The organism is Confluentibacter citreus, from assembly GCF_002807055.1.
In the GTDB taxonomy this organism is placed as follows: Bacteria; Bacteroidota; Bacteroidia; order Flavobacteriales; family Flavobacteriaceae; genus Confluentibacter; species Confluentibacter citreus.
The window spans coordinates 257,637-278,709 of record NZ_NIXN01000004.1; the positions used below are offsets into that span (position 1 = coordinate 257,637).

The following is a 21,073-nucleotide window of genomic DNA, read 5'->3' on the forward strand; positions in this document are numbered from 1 at the left end:
TGCAAATATAAGTTAATTTGACTTTAAACATTTAAGCCATGTACAATTTGGATATCATTACCATAGTTATTATAGCAGCCAATGTAATTATTTCTTATAAAGGATTCGGTGACTTTAATTTCTTTGAAAAATATAAATTTCAAGTAGGTCCCGTTCTAAGAGGAGAGAAAATCAGAATGATGAGTTCTGGGTTTTTACATGCCGATAATGCGCATTTATTCTTCAATATGTTTTCATTATACGCTTTCGCGAATGTGGTTGTAGAGCTATTAGGTGTTTTTAACTTTATTATTGTCTACTTAGGAAGTTTGTTATTAGGAAGTTTACTATCATTATATTTTCATAAAAACGAATATTATTACAGTGCTGTTGGCGCTAGTGGTGCTGTTATGGGTATTATTTATTCAGCTATTTTATTGCAACCCGGTATGAGCTTGATTATATTTTTTATACCCATCCCCATTCCTGCTTATATTTTTGGAATTGGTTACTTATTATATTCCATTTATGGTATGAAAAATAGAGTTGGCAACATTGGTCATGATGCCCACTTTGGTGGTGCCATTGGCGGTTATGCCATCACGTTATTGTTATCGCCGTGGTTATTTCAAACTAATTTATTGATGATTGGTTTGTTAGCTATACCTATTGTATTATTATTTGTTTTGAAGAAAATGGGGAAGATGTAGCAGGCTTTTCAATATGGCACAACTATTGAAATTATAACTCGAATAAAAGTTTTATTATTATTATAACTTTCTGATAATTAATACTTTTATGATTTTAATAATCAACATTATAAATAGTTTGGTTTGTTTTTAATGACAGATTGACTTAAATATATATATGAAGAAATCTAATTTTATAACACTTGACAGTTTGTCATTACAGGAATTTGATGAAAACTCAGAATTGATTCCATTAATGACACCTGAAGATGAAGAAGAAATAAATAACGAAAAACTACCAGAAACATTACCCATTTTGTCTTTAAGAAATACGGTGTTGTTCCCAGGTGTGGTTATTCCCATTACAGCGGGCAGGGATAAATCCATTCGCTTGATAAATGATGCCAACAAAGGCAATAAAGTTATTGGCGTGGTGTCCCAAAAAGACGAATCTCTAGAAGATCCTTCAGTAAAAGATATTTATGAAACAGGTACGGTTGCTAAAATTTTACGTGTTTTAAAAATGCCCGATGGGAATGTAACGGTCATCATTCAAGGTAAAAAGCGTTTTAAAGTTGCTGAAGTTATTACCGAAGATCCTTACATGTACGCCACCATCAGAGAACTCCCCGAGGCGAAACCAACGCTTAATAATAAAGAGTTTTTTGCCATCATAGAGTCTATTAAAGACTTGGCTCTGCAAATCATTAAAGAGAGTCCGAACATTCCAAGTGAAGCTTCGTTTGCCATAAAAAATATAGAAAGCAATTCATTTTTAGTCAATTTTGTATCGTCTAATATGAATCTGTCGGTTGCCGAAAAGCAAAAGCTCTTAGAGATTGACGATTTGAAAAAACGTGCTTTGGCTACCCTAAAGTATATGAATGTTGAGTTTCAAAAATTGGAACTTAAGAATGACATTCAATCTAGGGTCCAAATGGATATGAGCCAGCAACAACGTGAATATTTCTTGCATCAGCAAATGAAAACCATTCAAGAAGAATTGGGTGGGGTGAGTCATGATGAAGAAATAGAAGAAATGAAAATGCGTGCCTTGGATAAAAAGTGGGATGAAAAAGTAGCCAAGCATTTTGAAAAAGAGTTGGCGAAAATGCAACGCATGAATCCGCAAGTAGCAGAATATTCCATTCAACGTAATTATTTAGATTTGTTTTTGGATTTGCCTTGGAATAAATTCAGCAAAGATAAATTCGATTTAAAACGAGCTATGCGTATTCTGGACAGGGATCATTTCGGACTGGAAGATGTGAAGCGAAGAATCATTGAATATCTAGCAGTTTTAAAATTGCGTAATGATATGAAATCGCCTATTCTTTGTTTGTACGGCCCTCCTGGAGTTGGTAAAACATCTTTAGGAAAATCCATTGCTGAAGCATTAGGGAGGGAATATGTGCGTATCTCATTGGGTGGTTTGCGTGATGAGGCCGAAATAAGAGGTCATAGAAAAACCTACATTGGCGCCATGCCGGGACGTATCATTCAAAGTTTGAAAAAAGCTGGGACGTCAAATCCTGTGTTTGTTTTAGATGAAATTGATAAATTGTCTAACTCACATCAAGGAGACCCGTCATCTGCTATGTTAGAGGTTTTAGACCCTGAACAAAACAACGAGTTTTACGATAACTTTTTAGAAATGGGTTACGATCTTTCTAAAGTGATGTTTATAGCGACTTCCAATAATTTATCAACCATTCAACCTGCGTTAAGAGATAGAATGGAAGTGATTAATGTGTCTGGTTACACCATTGAAGAAAAGGTGGAAATAGCTAGACGTCATTTATTACCAAAACAATTAAAAGAGCATGGTTTAACAGAAACCCATCTTAAAATAGGAAAAGCCCAGCTAGAAAAAATAGTTGAAGGTTATACTAGGGAATCGGGTGTTCGTGGTCTGGAAAAACAAATAGCAAAAATGGTGCGCTATGCCGCTAAAAACATTGCTATGGAGGAAGAATACGTTGTAAAAATATCAAATGAAGATATTATTAAGGTATTGGGCGGGCCAAAAATGGAACGTGACAAATACGAAAATAATAATGTCGCTGGTGTTGTTACTGGATTGGCATGGACAAGTGTTGGCGGTGATATATTATTTATAGAATCTATTCTGTCCAAAGGAAAAGGACTGCTTACCATCACTGGAAACCTTGGTACGGTGATGAAAGAATCGGCGACCATTGCCATGGAATATATAAAATCCAATGCGAAAGAATTTGGTATAGAATCTTTGGTGTTTGAAAATTACAATGTACACATTCACGTACCAGAAGGCGCAACACCTAAAGATGGTCCAAGTGCCGGGATTACGATGTTAACATCATTAGTGTCATTATTCACCCAAAAAAGAGTGAAGAAAAGCTTAGCTATGACTGGGGAAATTACACTTCGTGGAAAAGTGCTGCCGGTTGGTGGTATTAAAGAAAAGATATTGGCCGCAAAACGTGCACGCATCAAAGAGATTATTTTATGTGAAGAAAACAGACGGGACATCGAGGAGATTAAAGCTGATTATTTAAAAGGATTGACGTTTCATTATGTAACCGATATGAGTGATGTTATTAAATTGGCATTAACAAATCAGAAAGTTGCGAATGCCAAGACATTATAAGATTTACGTTATTTTAGAAGAGGCTGAGTAAAGGCTAAAATTTGTCATTCTGAATTTATTTCAGAATCTCATCATAATGATTATACATCACTATGAGAACCAGAAACGAGTTCAGGTTGACAAAAGAATCCATTTTACTCAGCCTCTTTTTTGTTTAAAATAAATAATACCTGACACCGTTTTAAGATAGATTTGCTTTCTTTGTATTCTATATGATTAGAAAAATCAGCTTTCTTTTTTGTTTGCTTTTCAGTTACTTAACTATGGCGCAAGTTGGGGGTGAATCTACATACCAATTTCTGAATTTGGTATCATCACCTAGGCAAGCAGCTTTAGGGGGCAAAGTGCTTACCAATGTAGATTATGATGTGACTCAAGGACTTTTTAATCCGGCTACCATAAATGCGGATATGGATAATCAATTAGCTGTAAATTATGTAAGTTATTTGGGAGGTATCAGTTATGGTTCTGCGGCGTATGCTTACACGTTTGATAGAAGAACCCAAACATTTCATGCAGGCATTACGTATGTTAATTATGGTGATTTTGAGGGCTATGATGAAAATGGAAACGAAACAGGAACATTTACAGGAAGTGAAGCAGCTCTGTCACTTGGGTATGCAATGCAAATAGGCTATTCTGATTTCTATTTTGGAGGCAATCTAAAATTAATAACATCCAAATTAGAACAATATTCATCTTTTGGTATGGCAGCAGATTTAGGTTTGTTGTACATTAATGAAGACATAAATTTTAACGCAGCCCTAGCAATAAGAAACTTAGGAACTCAAATTACCACGTATGCAGGACAAAACGAGCCATTACCTTTTGAGGTTGATTTTGGAATGTCGCAACGTTTGGAAAATGTCCCCATAAGATGGCATGTCACTTTAGAGAATTTACAGGAGTGGCCTATTGCCAGACCAAATCCAGCACGTAGCACGAGTGATTTAGGCGGGAATCAAACCTCAGAAAAAATCGGCTTTTTTGGTCAAGTTATTAGGCATACCATTTTGGGGGCCGAATTATTTCCCGAAAAAGGATTTAATATCCGATTGGGCTATAATTTTAGAAGAGGCGAGGAGCTTCGGATTAATGAGCAGCGAAATTTTTCAGGCATATCGGCAGGATTTTCAATAAAATTGAATAAGTTGAGATTTAGTTATACTCATGCAAAGTATACCAGTGCTGCCAATTCCAATTTTTTCGGATTACAAATAGATTTAAGATAAAAAGTTAAAAGTTAAAAGTTAAAAGTTAAAAGTTAAAAGTTAAAAGTTAAAAGTTAAAAGTTAAAAGTTAATTTTGTTTAATCATCTACCAAGAACCAAGAACCAAGAACCAAGAACCAATGAACAAAATAACCATAGCCATAGACGGATTTTCATCTACTGGGAAAAGTACGGTAGCTAAACGCTTGGCTAAACATTTGGGTTATACGTATGTAGACTCTGGGGCTATGTATAGAGCGGTGACTTGGTACGCCATGAAGCACAATTTCATAAATAGAGAAAGGTTTGATGTGGATTCACTGGTTTCCCATTTAGATGATATTCATATTAGCTTTGTGTTTAATAAAGATGTTGGTTTTGCCGAGGTATATTTAAATGATGAAAATATAGAAAAATACATACGAAGCTTGGAAGTTTCCAGTTTTGTAAGTCGGGTAGCCGAAGTTTCAGAAGTTAGAAGTCAGTTGGTCAAACAACAACAAAAACTTGGCAAAGTAAAGGGTGTTGTGATGGATGGAAGGGATATAGGTACTGTCGTTTTTCCTAATGCAGAACTTAAATTATTTTTAACCGCAAGTCCTGAAAATAGGGCAAAAAGACGTTTTAGTGAACTTGTTAAAAAAGGTGATGCCGTTTTGTACGACGACGTTTTAAAAAATGTTGAAGGGCGTGATTATATTGATTCACACAGAAAGGATTCCCCATTGATCAAAGCTGAAGATGCTATAGAAATTGATAATTCCAATATGTCCAAAGATGAACAATTCCATGTTATTTTGGACATAGTAAATAGAAAATTAAAAGAAAACGCATAAAAAAAGAGGTTTTTAACCTCTTTTTTTATTTATAAGTTTGGAATAATTAACTCCTGTCCCGGATGAATTAAATCTGGATTTTTTAAAATATCTGAGTTGGCCTTAAATATTGCTTGATATTTTGATGGGTCTTTGTAATAATGCTTTGCTATTTTACCTAAAGTTTCTCCACTTTTTACGGTATGTCTGTGGTAAACGCTTTCATCGGCAACTTTAATATTTGCCATGATATCAGAAGGGTTTTCGCCGCCAATTTCCTTGATTTTATCCCAAAGCAAGTTTTTTTCATAGTTGGTTTTAGCGGTTCCTTTAACTTTTAAAACACCATTTTCTTCTTTAACATCACCATCCTTAATGTTTAAAGTTTCGCCTAGATCGAGTACTCGTTGATATTTTGCTTTTACTGTCATAACTGTATATTTTATAATTTATTAAATATACTAAGGTTTAATGCATTTTCAAATTAATTCTATCACAAATATTCCTACATAAAATATTTCTTTTCTAATTAGGCTAATTTATTGAAATTGTGTATTTTTGCACTCCTTTTGGCAATTTACAGGAACGACAGAAGGAACGAGACAAAACATATTTATAACACTTCTGTGTGTAAATTGCTTAAATCTTCCGAAGCATGCAGAATACAAAATGTAGTGTAATGGTGTTACGCGAAAGCGGGCAAATTATATTACTTAAATTATCTTAAATGGCTGAAAAAGCAAAACAAGCTGAAGTTGATGCAGTAGATGCAGCAACCGTAGAAGCTCCAGTAGTATCTGAAGCTCAAGCAAATACTGAAAAATTCTTAGCAAGCTTTAACTGGCACAATTACCAAGAAGGTATTGATGAGGTTGATGACAAACAACTTAAAGAATTTGAAAAGTTAGTAGCAGAAAAATTTGTTGACACACTTAATGACGAAGTGGTGATTGGTACCGTAGTACACATTTCTGATAGAGATGCTATTATTGATATCAACGCAAAATCTGAAGGTGTTATCTCTTTAAATGAGTTTCGCTACAATCCTAACTTAAAAGTTGGGGATAAAGTAGAGGTATTAATTGATGTTCGTGAAGATGCAACAGGACAATTAGTATTATCTCACAGAAAAGCACGTGTTATTAAAGCATGGGATCGTGTTAATGCAGCGCATGATACGGGTGAAATCGTTAATGGTTTTGTTAAATGCAGAACGAAAGGTGGTATGATTGTAGATGTTTTTGGCATTGAAGCATTCTTGCCAGGTTCTCAAATTGATGTGAAACCAATTAGGGATTACGATCAATATGTAAACAAAACTATGGAATTCAAAGTGGTTAAAATCAACCATGAATTCAAAAACGTAGTAGTATCTCATAAAGCGCTTATTGAAGCGGATATTGAAGTTCAGAAAAAAGAAATCATTGGTCAATTAGAAAAAGGTCAAGTATTGGAAGGTGTTGTTAAAAACATTACCTCTTACGGTGTGTTCATCGATCTTGGCGGTGTTGACGGTTTAATCCATATCACAGATTTATCTTGGTCTAGAATTAACCATCCAAACGAAATAGTAGAATTAGACCAAAAAATTAATGTGGTAATCCTTGATTTTGATGAAAATAAATCAAGAATCCAATTAGGTTTAAAACAATTAAGCAAACACCCATGGGAAGCTTTAGCAGATACTGTTACCGTTGGTGATAAAGTAAAAGGAAAAGTAGTTGTTATTGCAGATTACGGTGCATTTATTGAAGTTGCCGATGGTGTTGAAGGTTTAATCCACGTGTCTGAAATGTCATGGTCTACCCATTTACGTTCTGCACAAGATTTCGTTTCTGTTGGAGATGAAGTTCAAGCGGTTATCTTGACTTTAGATAGAGAAGAGCGTAAAATGTCACTTGGTATCAAACAATTAACGTCAGATCCTTGGACAGATATTACAACCAAATATCCATTAGGTTCTAAGCATGTTGGAACCGTGCGTAACTTTACAAACTTTGGTGTTTTTGTTGAATTGGAAGAAGGTATTGATGGATTGATTTACATTTCAGATTTATCTTGGACCAAAAAAATCAAACATCCAAGTGAGTTCTGTGCCGTTGGTGATAAATTAGATGTGATCGTATTGGAGTTGGATGTTGAAGGACGTAAATTAAGTTTAGGTCATAAACAAACGACTGTAAATCCTTGGGATGAATACGAAACAGATTTCGCTTTAGAAACAGTTCATACAGCTGTTATTTCTGAAATAGTTGATAAAGGAGCTACAGTTGAGTTTAACGAAGATATCGTTGCTTTTGTTCCAACACGTCACTTAGAAAAAGAAGATGGTAGCAAACTTAAACAAGGTGACAAAGCTGAGTTTAAAATTATAGAGTTCAATAAAGAGTTTAAACGTGTTGTAGCATCTCATACTGCTGTATTTAAAGCGGAAGAAGTAGCAAACGTAAAAGCAGCTGTTAAAAAGGCAGAAGCTCAGGCAGCAGAAGCAAAACCAACTTTAGGTGATGCTAATGATGTTTTACAAGCTCTTAAAGATAAAATGGATGGCAAACCTGCCAAAAAAACAAAAAAGTAATTTTTTTGTCATTCCTGCGTAGGCAGGAATCCATATATAAAAATAAAAGCCTTCAAGAAATTGAAGGCTTTTTTTATGCCATTAAACTTAATTATAAAGGTGTTTGACAAAAATACTGATTAATTAAAATATAAATAAAAAAAGTAGTATTATTGTTACATAACAGAAGTTCTACAAATGAAATATTTTTACATCGTTTTTTGTCTATTATTCTCAATTTTTCATGTTTCCGCTCAAGTCATTGCATACCCTTCAATAAATGATTCTAAAGTTTTGGGAGCTAATTGTGCCGATTTGCATTTTGTAAATCCAATAGTGATTGGGCATCAATTAAATGTTTCAGTATCTTATTATGTTTCTTTATCTGATGCTCAAAATGAAGCTAATGCTTTAGAACGTTTTTATGAACCCATTTCAAACCCACAAACAATATATGTCCGTGTAGATAGTAATTTAAATAGTGATTTTGCTATAGAAGAATATATAATTGATTCGGCTGTTTCTGATGGTGGGCCACCGCCTGGTATATCTCCGTGTTATTTTGATGCTTGTGATGTTGATGGGAATGGTAGTGAAATTATTTATTTAAACAATTTAAGATGTAAATATGATGGATATGGATTTCCTACTACCGCATTCTGTGGAAGTCTAGACAATGAAATTGAGACAACCTATTATCTTACCGAGAACGATGCTGTAAATGAAACAAATTCAGTTAACCCAATATATACATTAACATCGTCCCAAACCTTTTATAGAAAAATAAAAAACATAACAACAAACGAATTTCTTATTGATGATTTATTGAATGTTAATCTTGTTAGTTGTATAACAGACACAGATTTGGATGGAATACCTGATTTAGCTGAAGATTCCAATAAAAATTTATTGTATGATGACGATGATACAGATCAAGATGGTTTAAAAAATTATGAAGACGCAGATGATGATGGCGACGGAATACTAACGATAAATGAAGATTATAATAATAATGGAGACCCATCGGATGATGATATAGATGGTAGTGGTGTGGCAGATTATCTGGAATTTAATGTGACGTTATCATTAGAAGATATAAAATTTAATAGTGTTACTATATATCCCAATCCAGCATATGAAAGTCTCTTTATTAATTCAAAAGAAGACCTAGAATCAGTTACAATTTATAATGTTTCAGGAATAGCCATTCAAAACGTTTCATTTAAAAAAATCAGTCAAACCGATAAGATTTCTACAGAAAATCTATCTCAAGGAGTTTATTTTATTAAAATTAAGTCAGGGTCAAGAAATGAATATCATAGATTCATTAAGAATTAGACTTTAGTAAACATAATTTAATATTTCACTATTTAATTTTTTACACTACATTTGTACCCCAGATACGTTTGGACAGCATATGAGTCAAAAAGTTTTACTTAACGCAAAAGAGGTAAACATCATTCTTCACCGATTGGCTTGTCAACTTATTGAAAAACATAATGACTTCTCTGATACCGTTTTAATTGGTTTGCAGCCAAGAGGGATTTTTTTAGCAAATAGAATCGCCAAAATATTGCGCGAGGATTATAAAGTAAAAAATATCCAATTAGGTCATTTGGATATTACCTTTTATAGAGACGATTTTAGAAGAGGGGACAAACCTTTAGAAGCAAATAAAACAGAAATTAATTTTATAGTAGAAGATAAAAACGTGGTTTTTATTGATGATGTTTTGTACACTGGCAGAAGCATTCGATCGGCACTTACAGCCATACAATCCTTCGGTAGGCCAAAAGAGATAGAACTGTTAACATTGATAGACAGACGCTTTAGCAGACATTTACCCATTCAACCCGATTATAGAGGCCGGCAAGTAGATGTTATAAATAACGAAAAAGTAAAAGTGCATTGGTTGGAAAATGAAAACGAAGATTCTGTGTACTTAATTGAAAAATAACTAATTACCAATGAGCGAATTAAGTGTTAACCACTTATTAGGAATTAAATATCTTAACAAAGAAGATATTCAACTTATTTTTGAAACCGCTGATCATTTTAAGGAAGTGATTAACAGACCCATTAAAAAAGTGCCTTCGCTTCGAGATATTACCATTGCAAACCTCTTCTTTGAAAACTCCACCAGAACCAAATTATCTTTTGAATTAGCCGAAAAACGATTATCTGCCGATGTCCTTAATTTTTCATCATCGCAGTCTTCAGTCAAAAAAGGGGAAACACTTATAGATACTGTAAATAATATTCTTTCCATGAAAGTGGATATGGTAGTGATGCGCCATCCCAATCCGGGAGCAGGCGTATTTTTATCAAAGCATGTGAAAGCAAGTATTATTAATGCAGGTGATGGCGCACATGAACACCCCACACAGGCTTTATTGGATTCTTATTCCATAAGGGAAACGCTAGGCGACGTAAAAGGGAAAAAGGTGGTTATCGTAGGTGATATTTTGCATAGTAGAGTTGCTTTATCAAACATATTTGCCTTGCAGCTTCAAGGAGCTCAAGTTATGGTTTGCGGTCCAAAAACATTGATACCGAAATACATTGATAAACTTGGAGTAAAGGTTGAAACGAATTTAATTAAAGCATTGAATTGGTGTGATGTAGCAAATATGCTTCGTGTGCAGAATGAACGCATGGACATTAATTATTTTCCTTCTACAAGAGAATATACGCAACAATATGGAGTGAATAAAGAACTTTTGGATTCTTTGGATAAAGAGATTATTATCATGCACCCAGGCCCCATCAATAGAGGTGTGGAAATCACTAGTGATGTTGCAGATTCAAAGCAATCCATCATTTTAAATCAGGTTCAAAATGGCGTAGCGATTAGGATGGCGGTTATTTATTTGTTAGCTTCGAAAATTAAACAGTAAATTATGATTATAGATCAAGACGGAAATATTTCGATAATTACTCAAGAAAAAGCAACTATTGTAGAGTTAGTAAAGAAAATCCAAAGCTTATATCCTAAATTTAAAAACGACAATATCATTGTAAGTCTCTCAACCCTCCATATATTAAATATTCAAGACATTCTTGAGTTTCTCGAATTATCTAACAACCACAGGGCAACAAAACATTCTTTTGTCATTGTTTCCGATAAATTTGATTTAGATAGTGTTCCAGAAGAATTAGTAGTGGTTCCAACTGTACAGGAAGCCTACGATATTATTGAGATGGAAGAGATGGAACGTGATTTAGATTTTTAATGTTTACTTGTTGGATGGTCAACTAAACGACAAACAACTAAACAACAAACCAAAATAATTAATGAAGTTAACTATTTTAGGCTGCTATAGTGCCACCCCAAGAGCTCTTACAAATACAACTTCCCAGGTATTGGAAATAAACAACCATATGTTTTTGATAGACTGTGGAGAAGGCACGCAAATTCATTTAAGAAAGCATAAAATAAAATTCAATCGCATTAAGCATGTCTTTATTTCCCATTTGCATGGTGATCATTTTTTTGGATTGGTTGGCTTGATTTCCACATTCAGATTACTTACAAGGGAAGCAGATCTTCATATTTATGGTCCTGAAGGTATTAAGGAAATAGTAACACTTCAAATGAAATTGGCTGATTCTTGGACGGACTATAATCTGATTTTCCATGAGCTAAAATCGCATGATTCAGAATTGATTTTTGAAGATGAAAGCGTAGAAGTGTATACCATTCCTTTAAATCATCGCATATATACCAATGGTTTTCTTTTTAAGGAAAAAGAAGGCGAGCGAAAATTGGATATCGATGCTGTTGAAGATGCCCATATCAATTTAGCTTATTTCAGAAAATTGAAGCAAGGTTTTGATGTGATAAATGAAGATGGAGCCCTTATAAAAAATAAAACCGTAACCACTCCCGGCGCTAAACCAAAAAGTTATGCCTTTTGTAGCGACACCATGTATAAAGAAGATATTGTACCAATAATTAATAATGTTGATGTGCTGTATCACGAATCTACCTTTTTAGAAAAGCATGCTAATTTAGGACCCAAAACAAAGCATTCCACTGCAAAAGAAGCCGCTAGAATAGCTAAAAAAGCCAATGCGGGTGTTTTGTTGTTGGGGCATTATTCAACGCGTTATGATGGGTTAAATGCTTTTAAAGAAGAAGCAATGGAGGTATTTGATAATGTTGAATTATGCGAAGACGGAAAAGTATTTGAGTTTTAGTTGAGTTCCTTAATATTTAATATCCAATCTACTGCTTCCTCTATAGAAATACATCTTTTAAGACTTTTTTTTGTGAACCGCTTTTCAATAGTAGCATTCATATATGACAAGTCACTATAAACAACATATGCACTTGCTGCAATCATGTTAAATTCTTGATCAATTTTATTGTAAACGTGCGGATCTAAAGAATAAGGATTAATTCTGTTAGAAATAAATCCAATCTTTCTATCCTTTCCATAATAACCCACAAGTTCAATCATTAAACTTATAAGTTTATCATAATCAAGATGAATACCTTCATTAATTTCAGCTAAATAGAATTTTTCACAGAAATAAAAATCGCCATAGGGCATGGTGATTTTATGGGGTTTTAAAGTATTAAAATAGTTTGATTCTTCAAATTTCATGATTAAGTTTTAAGGCATGTTAAAATAGTGAGTTTTTTATAATCACAAAAATTTAAATTTTAGAATTTAATTTTTTTGTTATTTTGTGTACTATGGAGAACGACTTGAGTAATTACCGAAAATCTTATGAGAAGCATGAATTGCTTGAAAGCAACGTGCCAGAAAATCCTATGGAATTGTTTATAAAATGGTTTCATGAAGTGGATACTTTATTTGCGGGCGAAACCAATGCCATGACCATTTCTACATTGGGTCTAGATGGTTATCCGAAGAGTAGGGTAGTGCTGCTTAAAAAATACACTTATGAAGGCTTTATCTTTTACACCAATTATGACAGTGAAAAAGGAAAAGCCATTGCTGCAAACCCAAATGTTTGCTTGTCTTTTTTTTGGCAAAGTGCCGAACGCCAAATCATTATTAAAGGCAAAGCAGAAAAAATTGCAGAAAACTTAAGCGATGGTTATTTTGAATCCAGACCACGAGGTAGCCAATTAGGGGCTTTAGTGTCTAACCAAAGTCAAGTTGTGGAAAGCAAAGACGTGCTTGAGCAACAATTAAAAAAACTTGAAAAGGACTATGAAGGCAAGGAAATACCACGGCCAAAAAATTGGGGTGGATACATTATAAAACCTATTGAAATAGAGTTTTGGCAAGGCAGGCCCAACAGACTTCATGATAGAATTAGATACACACTTCAAGACGATTATAATTGGTTAATTAATCGACTATCTCCTTAAAATAACGTCTAAATACATTTTTTTTATAGTTAAAATTGTATTTCAACGATTAAATGCATTAAAAAACGATATAATGCTTGTTTTTAATCGATTTTAACATTTCGTTAACATTCGCTTCAAGGTTAGGGCACTAAATTTATAGTACCAAATCTAAATTTACTTAACCTATGAAGTTATTAACTAAGCTGTCACTAGTGGCATTGTTAGCTGTGTTGACCTTCTCTTGTTCAACAGACAGCATTGATGATAAGGCTGAATACCTAACAGCCAATCTTGTTGTTCCTACACCAACACCATTTGAATTAGAAATTCTAGAACTTATTAATAATCATAGATTGTCAGTAGGCTTAAACCCGCTACAAAATATGGATCTTATTAAGTCACAAACATTTAATCATAGTGATTATATGGCTGAGAATCAAAAAATGTCCCATGACTATTTTTTTGAAAGAAGTGCCTTTTTAAAACAAAACGCAGGGGCTACAAGAGTTTCTGAAAATGTAGCCTGGGGTTTTACATCAGCTCAATCGTTAGTAAGCGCTTGGTTAAAAAGTGAGAGTCACAAAACTAATATAGAAGGTGATTTTACCAACTTTGATATTTCGGCTGAAAAAGGATCCGATAACAAGTGGTATTATACCAATATATTCATAAAAAGATAAAATCTAAATACGCATCGTATCGATTTAAAAACATAACCTTTTTTATAGGTTATATAATAACTTAGTTGTTATTGAATTTAGCTTTAGGTATAAAATCCTCTCAGTAATGGGAGGATTTTTTTGTTTTACAGAGTTTCTTATATGAAATTTTGTTTTATGAAAAGTAAAATCGGAGGCCAGCAAACCAGAAAATTAAATTTGTGTTAGCTAAAACTAGCATTTTTTTATACACTGTATTGCCATTTCGTTGTTTTTTTTTAATTTTTAGTCAGTCGTAAAATCTTGTTTATAAGCTTTAGTAAGGTCAGATGTTTTCTCAATTCCGCAAACTTCTTGAAATCCCGGATTAATAAAGATTGTTATCAGAATTCCGCTTTTCTTTTTCAAAGGATTTTGTCAAAGTTTCCAATTCCGTGAATTTTTCAGATTCAGTCAAATTTTTGTTGTCATTAATTCTCTTTCTTAAAGAATCATACTTTTTCTTTAGAGATTCAAGATGGTTATTTTGTCCAAAAGAATGCAATTTTAATTCTTCCATAATTTTCGATTTTGAGTTCTTTCCTCAATGAAATGGCAACTAGGGATAAGATAACCCCATAATCAAATATAATCAAAAAACCCATTAGCAATTGGTTTTGCTAATAGGTTTTAAACACTAATTATTATTGAATTTTGGCTTAGTTAATTTGTAGAACGATAAACTGTGTGCGTCTGTTTAATTGATGCTCTTCTTCGGTACAAGGCACCGCTCCATCACAGTTATTGGTTAATTTGTGCTCGCCATAACCTTTGTATTCGATGATTCTTGAGGCTTGAACACCTTTAGATATCAAATACTCATATGTTGATTTCGCGCGCTCTTGAGACAACCTGTCGTTATAGTGTTCTGGACCTCTTGAATCGGTATGCGATTCAATTTTGATGGACATTGTAGGATGCAGATTCATCATCATATCTACAATTTTATCCAATTCAATGGAACTATCCTTGTTAATATCATATTTATCAAAATCAAAATAAATGGTGTTTAACTCGTTGATTGGAAGTCCTTTTTCTATAGGATTTAATGTAATATTTTTTGTAATGCTAGTAATGCTATCCTCAATGCCTTTAGATGTTACAGGAATGGTGATGTCCATATAATTATCGTTATTAACTTTAAGGTAATAATTGGCATCTCTGTCTATATTAATATCATAACGGCCATTTTCATCAGTTGCTACTTGGGCAAGTTCATTGCTAGTGGCATCTAATAAACTAACAGTAGCATTTGCTATAGGGTTTCCATTAGATGAATCGGTTACAGTGCCTTCAACCTTAAGTTCTGGTAATTTATAATAGGCATAAATATCATCATCGCCAATACCACCATCCCTGTTTGATGCCATGTATCCGGTTAATCCGTCTTCATTCATAAAAAATGAAAAATCATCTTTATTGGAATTGACAGGGACACCTAAATTTAAAATGCTTACAATGGTGTTATCTTTATCTGAAACAGTTCCGAAAATATCTAAAAGCCCGAGTCCTAAATGACCATCAGACGAAAAGAAAAGCACATCTTCACTATTAACAAAAGGAAACACTTCATTTTTATTAGTATTGACTGTATTTCCCAAGTTTTTTGGAGTTCCTAAAGAACCATCAGTATTTATATCTACATAATAAATATCCGTTCCGCCAAAACCACCTGGCATATCTGATGCAAAATATAATTTGCTTCCATCGGCATTTAAGGCTGGATGCCCAATAGAATAATCATCATTATTAATGCTAAGTTCTTCAATGTTTTCCCAAGCACCTTCAATGAGTATCGCTTTGTATATTTTTAAATTACTTAAGCCATTTTCATCTGTCTTTAATTCATTTCCAATGAAATTGGTTCTAGAAAAATACAGGGTTTGACCATCTTTTGAGATGGTTAATGGCCCATCGTGGTAATTGGAATTGATTTTTCCTTTAATTTTGGATTTATGGTGAATGATGGTGTCACTATCTTTAGCAATTGCATAAACATCTAAAAAAGGTTGATTGTTCCAACCGTACACGTGTTTTGTTGAAACGCCTTCATCTGAAGACGATGCAAAATAAATAGTACCATCACGTTCATAAGCGCCAAAATCACTGTGTTTGGAATTAAACTTAACTTCAGAGAAGAAATACTGTTGCTTAGCATTAAACACCGCCGTTATAAAATCGGCGTCTTCAGATATTTTTTTGTCATTTAAAACACCGCCAGCATCTTTAAATTTTTTCATCCAAATTCTGGACTCATCATAATCTTTAATGCCTCGTAAAGCTTCACTGTATTTATAATAATATTCTATAGGAACATTTGGTTGTTCTACTACTTTTTTAAAATAAGTAACAGCAGTTTCTGGATTTCTTAAATAGGCATAGCAATCTGCTAATTGTCGTGTGTTATAAGCTGAATTATAATTTTTACTTATTAATTCTTCATAGACTTCAATAGCATTATAAAATGAAAATTTGTTAAATAAATTATCCGCTTTCTTTTGCAAACCAGATTGGGCAAATGAGAACATGCTTATAAATAATACGATACAAATTGATATGTAATTTTTTAATTTCATGATTATTAATTAAAAAACAACTTGTTTTTACAAGACATTTTGTTTACATCATTTTCATACTGCTGACCGAAACAACTTACTCCATTTTAACAACAATAAAATCGGTACGTCTATTTAGTTGATGATCGGTTTCTTCACACGTTTCATCATCTTCACAGCCGTTGGTTAATCTTCGTTCCCCAAAACCTTGATGTTCAGTGATTCTGGAAGCATCAATACCTTTAGATACTAAATATTCATAAGTTGAATTTGCTCTATCTATGGATAGTTTATCATTATATGATAGTTCACCTCTTGAATCTGTATGGGATTCTATACGTATTACCATTTCGGGATAATCGTTTTTCATTAAATTAACAATTTTATCAAGTTCTAAAGCGGCATCCGGACGAATGTTGTGCTTGTCGTAATCAAAATAGATGGTATTTAACTCAGCTAATATCACAACATTTTGGACAGGATTTAGAATTAAGTTAGCAGTAATTGTGGACTCTATACTTTTAAGGTTTTTAGAGGTAAATACTCTATAATCATCGATGTATTTAGCTTGACTGGCGACAATTTTATAATCTTTATTTCTATCTATGTTAATGGAATAGTCTCCATTTTCATCAGTCATCATATCTGCTATTTTATTTTCCTTGTCATCATAAAGTGTAATTATGGCATTAGGAATTGGTCTTGTATTTATAGCATCTATAACTGTACCTTTTACATGTAGCAAAGGCACTCTGTAATAGCTGTAAATATCGTCATCACCTCTGCCTCCTGGTCTGTTGGAAGAAAAATAACCTGTAAGACCATCAGCATTCATAGTAAATGAAAAATCGTCTTTATTTGAATTTATGGGCACCCCAAGATTTATAACATTTGTAATATCTCCATTTTCATCGGCACTGGTGCCGAAAATATCCAATAAACCTAAGCCCACATGCCCATCAGAGGCAAAGAATAAGGTACCTTCATTATTTACAAAAGGTGTTCCTTCCGTAAATCTGGTATTGACAACATTACCTAAGTTTTTAGGTATCCCAAGGGTTCCATCAGGATTAATATCGACCACATAGATGTCTGATCCTCCATAGCCACCGGGCATATCAGAAGTAAAATATAATTTTTTGTTGTCCGGACTTAACGCAGGGTGTTGGGTTGAATATTCTTTATTGTTTATTGAAAGGTCTTCAATGTCAGTCCAAATACTATCCTTAAAGGTAGCTCTGTAAATTTTTACATTGCTTATACCTTTTTTATCGTATTCTTTACCTAAATCATTGGCATTGTTCCTTGAGAAATACATGTTTTTTCCATCATTCGTAATAGTAACAGGGCCATCATGGTAAATTGAATTAACATCTCCTTTAAGTTTGGACGTATGGTCAACTTGCTTTTTAGAGTCTTTACTAGTAACATAAACATCTAAAAAAGGTTGTTCGTTCCATCCATATAATCGCTTTATGGATACACCTTCATCTCTTGAAGATGTAAAATATATTTTTCCATCATGTTCAATAGCACCAAAATCACTAAACTTTGTATTGATATTTAATTTGTTTAAAAAATATTGCTGTTTAGCATTGAAAACATTTGAGATAAAATCAATGTCCTTATCAAAATTATTTGAATTGGTAATACCTCCAGAATCTTTAAAGCGTTCTAGCCATATTCTAGATTCATCATATTCCTTATTCCCTCTTAAGGCCTGGGAATATTTATAATAATATTCTATTGGTACATTTTCTTGTTGAACTACTTGTTTGTAATATCGAGATGCCTGATTAGGATTTCTTAAATAGGCATAGCAGTCAGCCAACCGCCTGGTAGCATAATCTTTATTGTAATTGTTTTCAATAAGCTCATGATACACTTCAGCAGCTTTTACAAAAGAAAATTTATTAAAAAGAGTGTCTGCTCTCTTTTGTTTTCCTTCTTGAGCAAATCCTGCCAAACTTAGTATTAAAGCAAAGTAAACTATGATGTAATTTTTTGATTTCATGGTTAGGTCTTTTTGTTTTAGAAATACCTTGGAGATTTCAATTTAGAACTCAAGAATTTAAATTCATAAATAAGTAAAACTTCATGTGTTCCAGAAGTGTATCTGGCAATATCTGAAATGGGTTTTTCATAGGAATAACCTAGACGTAACTGGCGTGATATTTGAAAGTCAACAAGACCTCCTATAGCTCCTGTTTCGTTATTTAGCCTGTAAGATCCACCAAACCAAAACTTTTCATCAAATAGAAAGTTGGCTGTAAAATCATAAGACATAGGTGCACCGTTTGTCCCTTTTACCATAACGGCAGGTTTAAATTTAAATTTATCAGACATATCAAGAACATATCCAGCTGTACCATAGTAACTTATACGCTCTAATGCTTCAAAGCCTTCATTTTTATTAACATCAGAATTTAATACTCTTGGAGTTGATAAACCTACATAGAATTTATTTGTGCTGTAATAAACTCCTAATCCAATATTTGGAGTCCAAAGACTTCTATAACCTCTAAAGTAAGGGTCTTCCATAACTGAAGGGTCATTTAGGAAATCGTTGTCAAAACTGTATTGAGTAAACCCACCTTTTATACCAAAGGCCAATTTTCCTTCAACGCCAACAGGGATTGAATATGAGAAATCAGTATAAACAAATGTAAAGTTTTGAGGACCTAAATCATCTTCTATAAATGATAGCCCTAAACCAATCCTATCGTTCCTTAATGGTGTATGTATAGAAAGGGTTTGTGTAACTGGGCCACCATCAAAGCCAACCCATTGGCTTCTATGTAATCCAATAATGCTTAAGGCTTCTCTACTGCCTGCGTATGCGGGATTTATAGAGATAGTATTGTACATATACTGTGTAAATTGGGGTAGTTGTTGGGCAACTCCAACCGTACAGCTAAACAATACTAAAGCGAATATATGTTTTTTAATACGTTTCATAGGTTAATTGATTTATTTGGTTCCAAGATATAAGGGGCCTGTAAAAGGTTTTAATCCACTATTTTCTAATACGATGATATAGTAATAAGTTCCATTAGGTACTTGGTCGGCACTACCAACTGATGATTGAGCTCTACCTGCAAAACCACCCATGTTTTTACCGATTCTATAATCGCTACTTTCATATATTAATGCACCCCATCGGTTAAAGATTTTCACATTAGCTTTGAAGCCACAAGTTGAATCAAATATGATATCAAAAGTTTCATTGTAGGCATCGCCATTAGGCGTTACAGCTTTAGAAATCTCAATATCTTCAGCCCCGCAAGGTAAAACATCACATTTCGCATCAATTATAATCGATAATTCTGTAACGCTTTTACAACCATCAACAATAGCTGTATGTCTAAAAATATATTCTATACCATCTGTTGTAGGCAAGAACTCTGGTGTTAATTGTAGGTTAGTTGGATCAAAAATGTTATCAGTAAGTGTAGCATCAGGATTTCCTTGAATCATTTCCCATGTACCACCAGTACTGGATATGTAAGTATCCAAATCAATGATACCATCTTTATAACATCTATCTTCAGCGGTTAATTGTGTAAGGATTTCATCCAAGGTTACATTGATGGTTTGTGTAAACTCATCAGTGTTTCCGCATGCATCTGCTACTTCCCAAGTTCTTACTATTTGATAATCTTGGAAAACATTTTCATCATAGGTACTAGTTTCGCTGAATTCTACAATAACATTTGAAGAACAGTTGTCTTCAAATTCTAATGAAGGTACTTCAGGGATAGCGGTACAACTTACATTTAATACATCATCATATGGTGCAACTGTTGGGGCTTTGGTGTCCTGAACTGTAATGGTTTGAGTTACGGTAGATGTATTATTACATGCATCCGTAAAACTCCAAGCACGGCTTATGATAATCCTACAAGGATCTGAATTATCAACGGTATCAACACCTGCAACAGTAATATCACCAACACAGTTATCAACAGCTGTTAAATTCCCTGCGACTGGTACATCCTCTATGCATTCATAAGTCATATCTAATGGAGCATTTGGAGCTATTGGGGCTATCGTGTCTTGAACTTTATATGTATAAACCCAATCAGCAGTATTGCCGGCACAGTCGGTATATGTAAAGGTATATATTTTCTCGCCCTCACATGCAGGATCATTACTTTCGGCCATAACAGGAACTACCTCATTGTTGTTGGCATCAAAAACAGTAGGAGGTGTTGGTGCGGTAGCATCCACAATACATTCCACGGTAGAGCCTGCATTTGCGGGAACCGTGAAAGGAGCCAGAATAACGGTATAGGTATATGTCCAATCAGCAGTATTACCGGCACAGTCGGTATATGTAAAGGTATACACAATAGAGCCTTGACAATCAGGAGTGTCAGTTTTGACCGCGGGAGATGGCGTGATCGTATTTCCACAGTTATCGGTAACCGTAGGAGGTGTTGGTTCCACGGCATCCGCTAGGTTTCCAACAGCGCTTAAGCCATTGGCAGGCAATATGAAGCTGTCAAGCTCAATGGTATAGGTATAGGTATATACTGATTCGTTGCCTGCGCAGTCGGTATACGTAAATGTATATACCTTGCTGCCCTCACATGTAGGATCGGTATTTTC

The 21,073-nt window shown here is 33.8% G+C and carries 19 protein-coding genes; 12 read left to right on the forward strand and 7 right to left on the reverse strand.

The window, feature by feature from the left end; translation table 11 throughout:
• Positions 1-38 precede the first annotated feature (38 nt).
• From CDH49_RS10250 to cmk, 4 genes are all read left to right on the forward strand, one after another.
• Entirely contained in the window at positions 39-689 is a 651-nt protein-coding gene (locus CDH49_RS10250; protein ID WP_100615419.1) for a rhomboid family intramembrane serine protease, read from the forward strand.
• Between the two features lie 157 nt (positions 690-846).
• Positions 847-3,297, forward strand: a complete 2,451-nt coding sequence (lon, locus tag CDH49_RS10255) for an endopeptidase La (protein ID WP_100615420.1) — start codon at positions 847-849, stop codon at positions 3,295-3,297.
• Positions 3,298-3,509: 212 nt separating this feature from the next.
• Positions 3,510-4,529 (forward strand): type IX secretion system protein PorQ, encoded by a 1,020-nt coding sequence (porQ, locus tag CDH49_RS10260; protein ID WP_100615421.1) that lies wholly within the window; start codon positions 3,510-3,512, stop codon positions 4,527-4,529.
• 119 nt (positions 4,530-4,648) lie between these two features.
• Entirely contained in the window at positions 4,649-5,344 is a 696-nt protein-coding gene (gene cmk, locus CDH49_RS10265) for a (d)CMP kinase (RefSeq protein ID WP_100615422.1), read from the forward strand.
• A gap of 29 nt (positions 5,345-5,373) precedes the next feature.
• Here cmk and CDH49_RS10270 read toward each other — a convergent pair whose 3' ends face one another.
• Positions 5,374-5,754: a LysM peptidoglycan-binding domain-containing protein gene (locus CDH49_RS10270; protein ID WP_100615423.1), complete on the reverse strand. Its 381-nt coding sequence runs from the start codon at positions 5,752-5,754 to the stop codon at positions 5,374-5,376.
• 296 nt (positions 5,755-6,050) lie between these two features.
• On the opposite strand from CDH49_RS10270, the gene rpsA reads away from it, so the two are divergent.
• The 6 genes from rpsA to CDH49_RS10300 all read left to right on the forward strand — a co-directional run bounded on the left by rpsA (position 6,051) and on the right by CDH49_RS10300 (position 12,080).
• Positions 6,051-7,901: a 30S ribosomal protein S1 gene (rpsA, locus tag CDH49_RS10275; RefSeq protein WP_100615424.1), complete on the forward strand. Its 1,851-nt coding sequence runs from the start codon at positions 6,051-6,053 to the stop codon at positions 7,899-7,901.
• Between the two features lie 177 nt (positions 7,902-8,078).
• Entirely contained in the window at positions 8,079-9,218 is a 1,140-nt protein-coding gene (locus CDH49_RS10280; protein WP_100615425.1) for a T9SS type A sorting domain-containing protein, read from the forward strand.
• A gap of 79 nt (positions 9,219-9,297) precedes the next feature.
• On the forward strand, positions 9,298-9,837 hold the full coding sequence (gene pyrR / locus CDH49_RS10285) for a bifunctional pyr operon transcriptional regulator/uracil phosphoribosyltransferase PyrR (RefSeq protein ID WP_100615426.1): 540 nt from the start codon (positions 9,298-9,300) through the stop codon (positions 9,835-9,837).
• A 10-nt stretch (positions 9,838-9,847) separates the two neighbouring features.
• Positions 9,848-10,777, forward strand: a complete 930-nt coding sequence (locus CDH49_RS10290) for an aspartate carbamoyltransferase catalytic subunit (RefSeq protein ID WP_100615427.1) — start codon at positions 9,848-9,850, stop codon at positions 10,775-10,777.
• Positions 10,778-10,780: 3 nt separating this feature from the next.
• A complete protein-coding gene (locus tag CDH49_RS10295) occupies positions 10,781-11,113 on the forward strand; it encodes a ribonuclease Z (RefSeq protein ID WP_100615428.1) in 333 nt (110 codons plus the stop codon).
• Positions 11,114-11,174: 61 nt separating this feature from the next.
• Positions 11,175-12,080, forward strand: coding sequence for a ribonuclease Z (locus CDH49_RS10300; protein ID WP_100615429.1), 906 nt, complete (start codon positions 11,175-11,177; stop codon positions 12,078-12,080).
• On the opposite strand, the gene CDH49_RS10305 is transcribed toward CDH49_RS10300, so the two are convergent.
• Positions 12,077-12,490: a hypothetical protein gene (locus CDH49_RS10305; RefSeq protein WP_100615430.1), complete on the reverse strand. Its 414-nt coding sequence runs from the start codon at positions 12,488-12,490 to the stop codon at positions 12,077-12,079. The two genes, CDH49_RS10300 and CDH49_RS10305, sit on opposite strands and share 4 nt — an antisense overlap.
• A 92-nt stretch (positions 12,491-12,582) precedes the next feature.
• Here CDH49_RS10305 and pdxH point away from each other — a divergent pair, with 92 nt between their 5' ends.
• Positions 12,583-13,227 carry a pyridoxamine 5'-phosphate oxidase gene (pdxH, locus tag CDH49_RS10310; RefSeq protein WP_100615431.1) on the forward strand — a complete coding sequence of 215 codons (645 nt, stop codon included), beginning with the start codon at positions 12,583-12,585 and terminating at the stop codon, positions 13,225-13,227.
• A 167-nt stretch (positions 13,228-13,394) separates the two neighbouring features.
• Positions 13,395-13,889 carry a CAP domain-containing protein gene (locus CDH49_RS10315; protein WP_100615432.1) on the forward strand — a complete coding sequence of 165 codons (495 nt, stop codon included), beginning with the start codon at positions 13,395-13,397 and terminating at the stop codon, positions 13,887-13,889.
• Positions 13,890-14,235: 346 nt separating this feature from the next.
• Here CDH49_RS10315 and CDH49_RS10320 read toward each other — a convergent pair whose 3' ends face one another.
• The 5 genes from CDH49_RS10320 to CDH49_RS10340 all read right to left on the reverse strand — a co-directional run.
• Complete coding sequence (locus CDH49_RS10320) at positions 14,236-14,427, reverse strand: hypothetical protein (protein ID WP_100615433.1); 192 nt, start codon at positions 14,425-14,427, stop codon at positions 14,236-14,238.
• A 139-nt stretch (positions 14,428-14,566) separates the two neighbouring features.
• Positions 14,567-16,483: an OmpA family protein gene (locus CDH49_RS10325; RefSeq protein ID WP_100615434.1), complete on the reverse strand. Its 1,917-nt coding sequence runs from the start codon at positions 16,481-16,483 to the stop codon at positions 14,567-14,569.
• A 76-nt stretch (positions 16,484-16,559) separates the two neighbouring features.
• Positions 16,560-18,476, reverse strand: coding sequence for an OmpA family protein (locus CDH49_RS10330; RefSeq protein ID WP_193434728.1), 1,917 nt, complete (start codon positions 18,474-18,476; stop codon positions 16,560-16,562).
• Between the two features lie 17 nt (positions 18,477-18,493).
• Positions 18,494-19,420: a PorP/SprF family type IX secretion system membrane protein gene (locus CDH49_RS10335; protein WP_100615435.1), complete on the reverse strand. Its 927-nt coding sequence runs from the start codon at positions 19,418-19,420 to the stop codon at positions 18,494-18,496.
• A gap of 12 nt (positions 19,421-19,432) precedes the next feature.
• The coding region (locus tag CDH49_RS10340) for an HYR-like domain-containing protein (RefSeq protein WP_162296717.1) at positions 19,433-21,073 on the reverse strand (1,641 nt) is incomplete at its 5' end.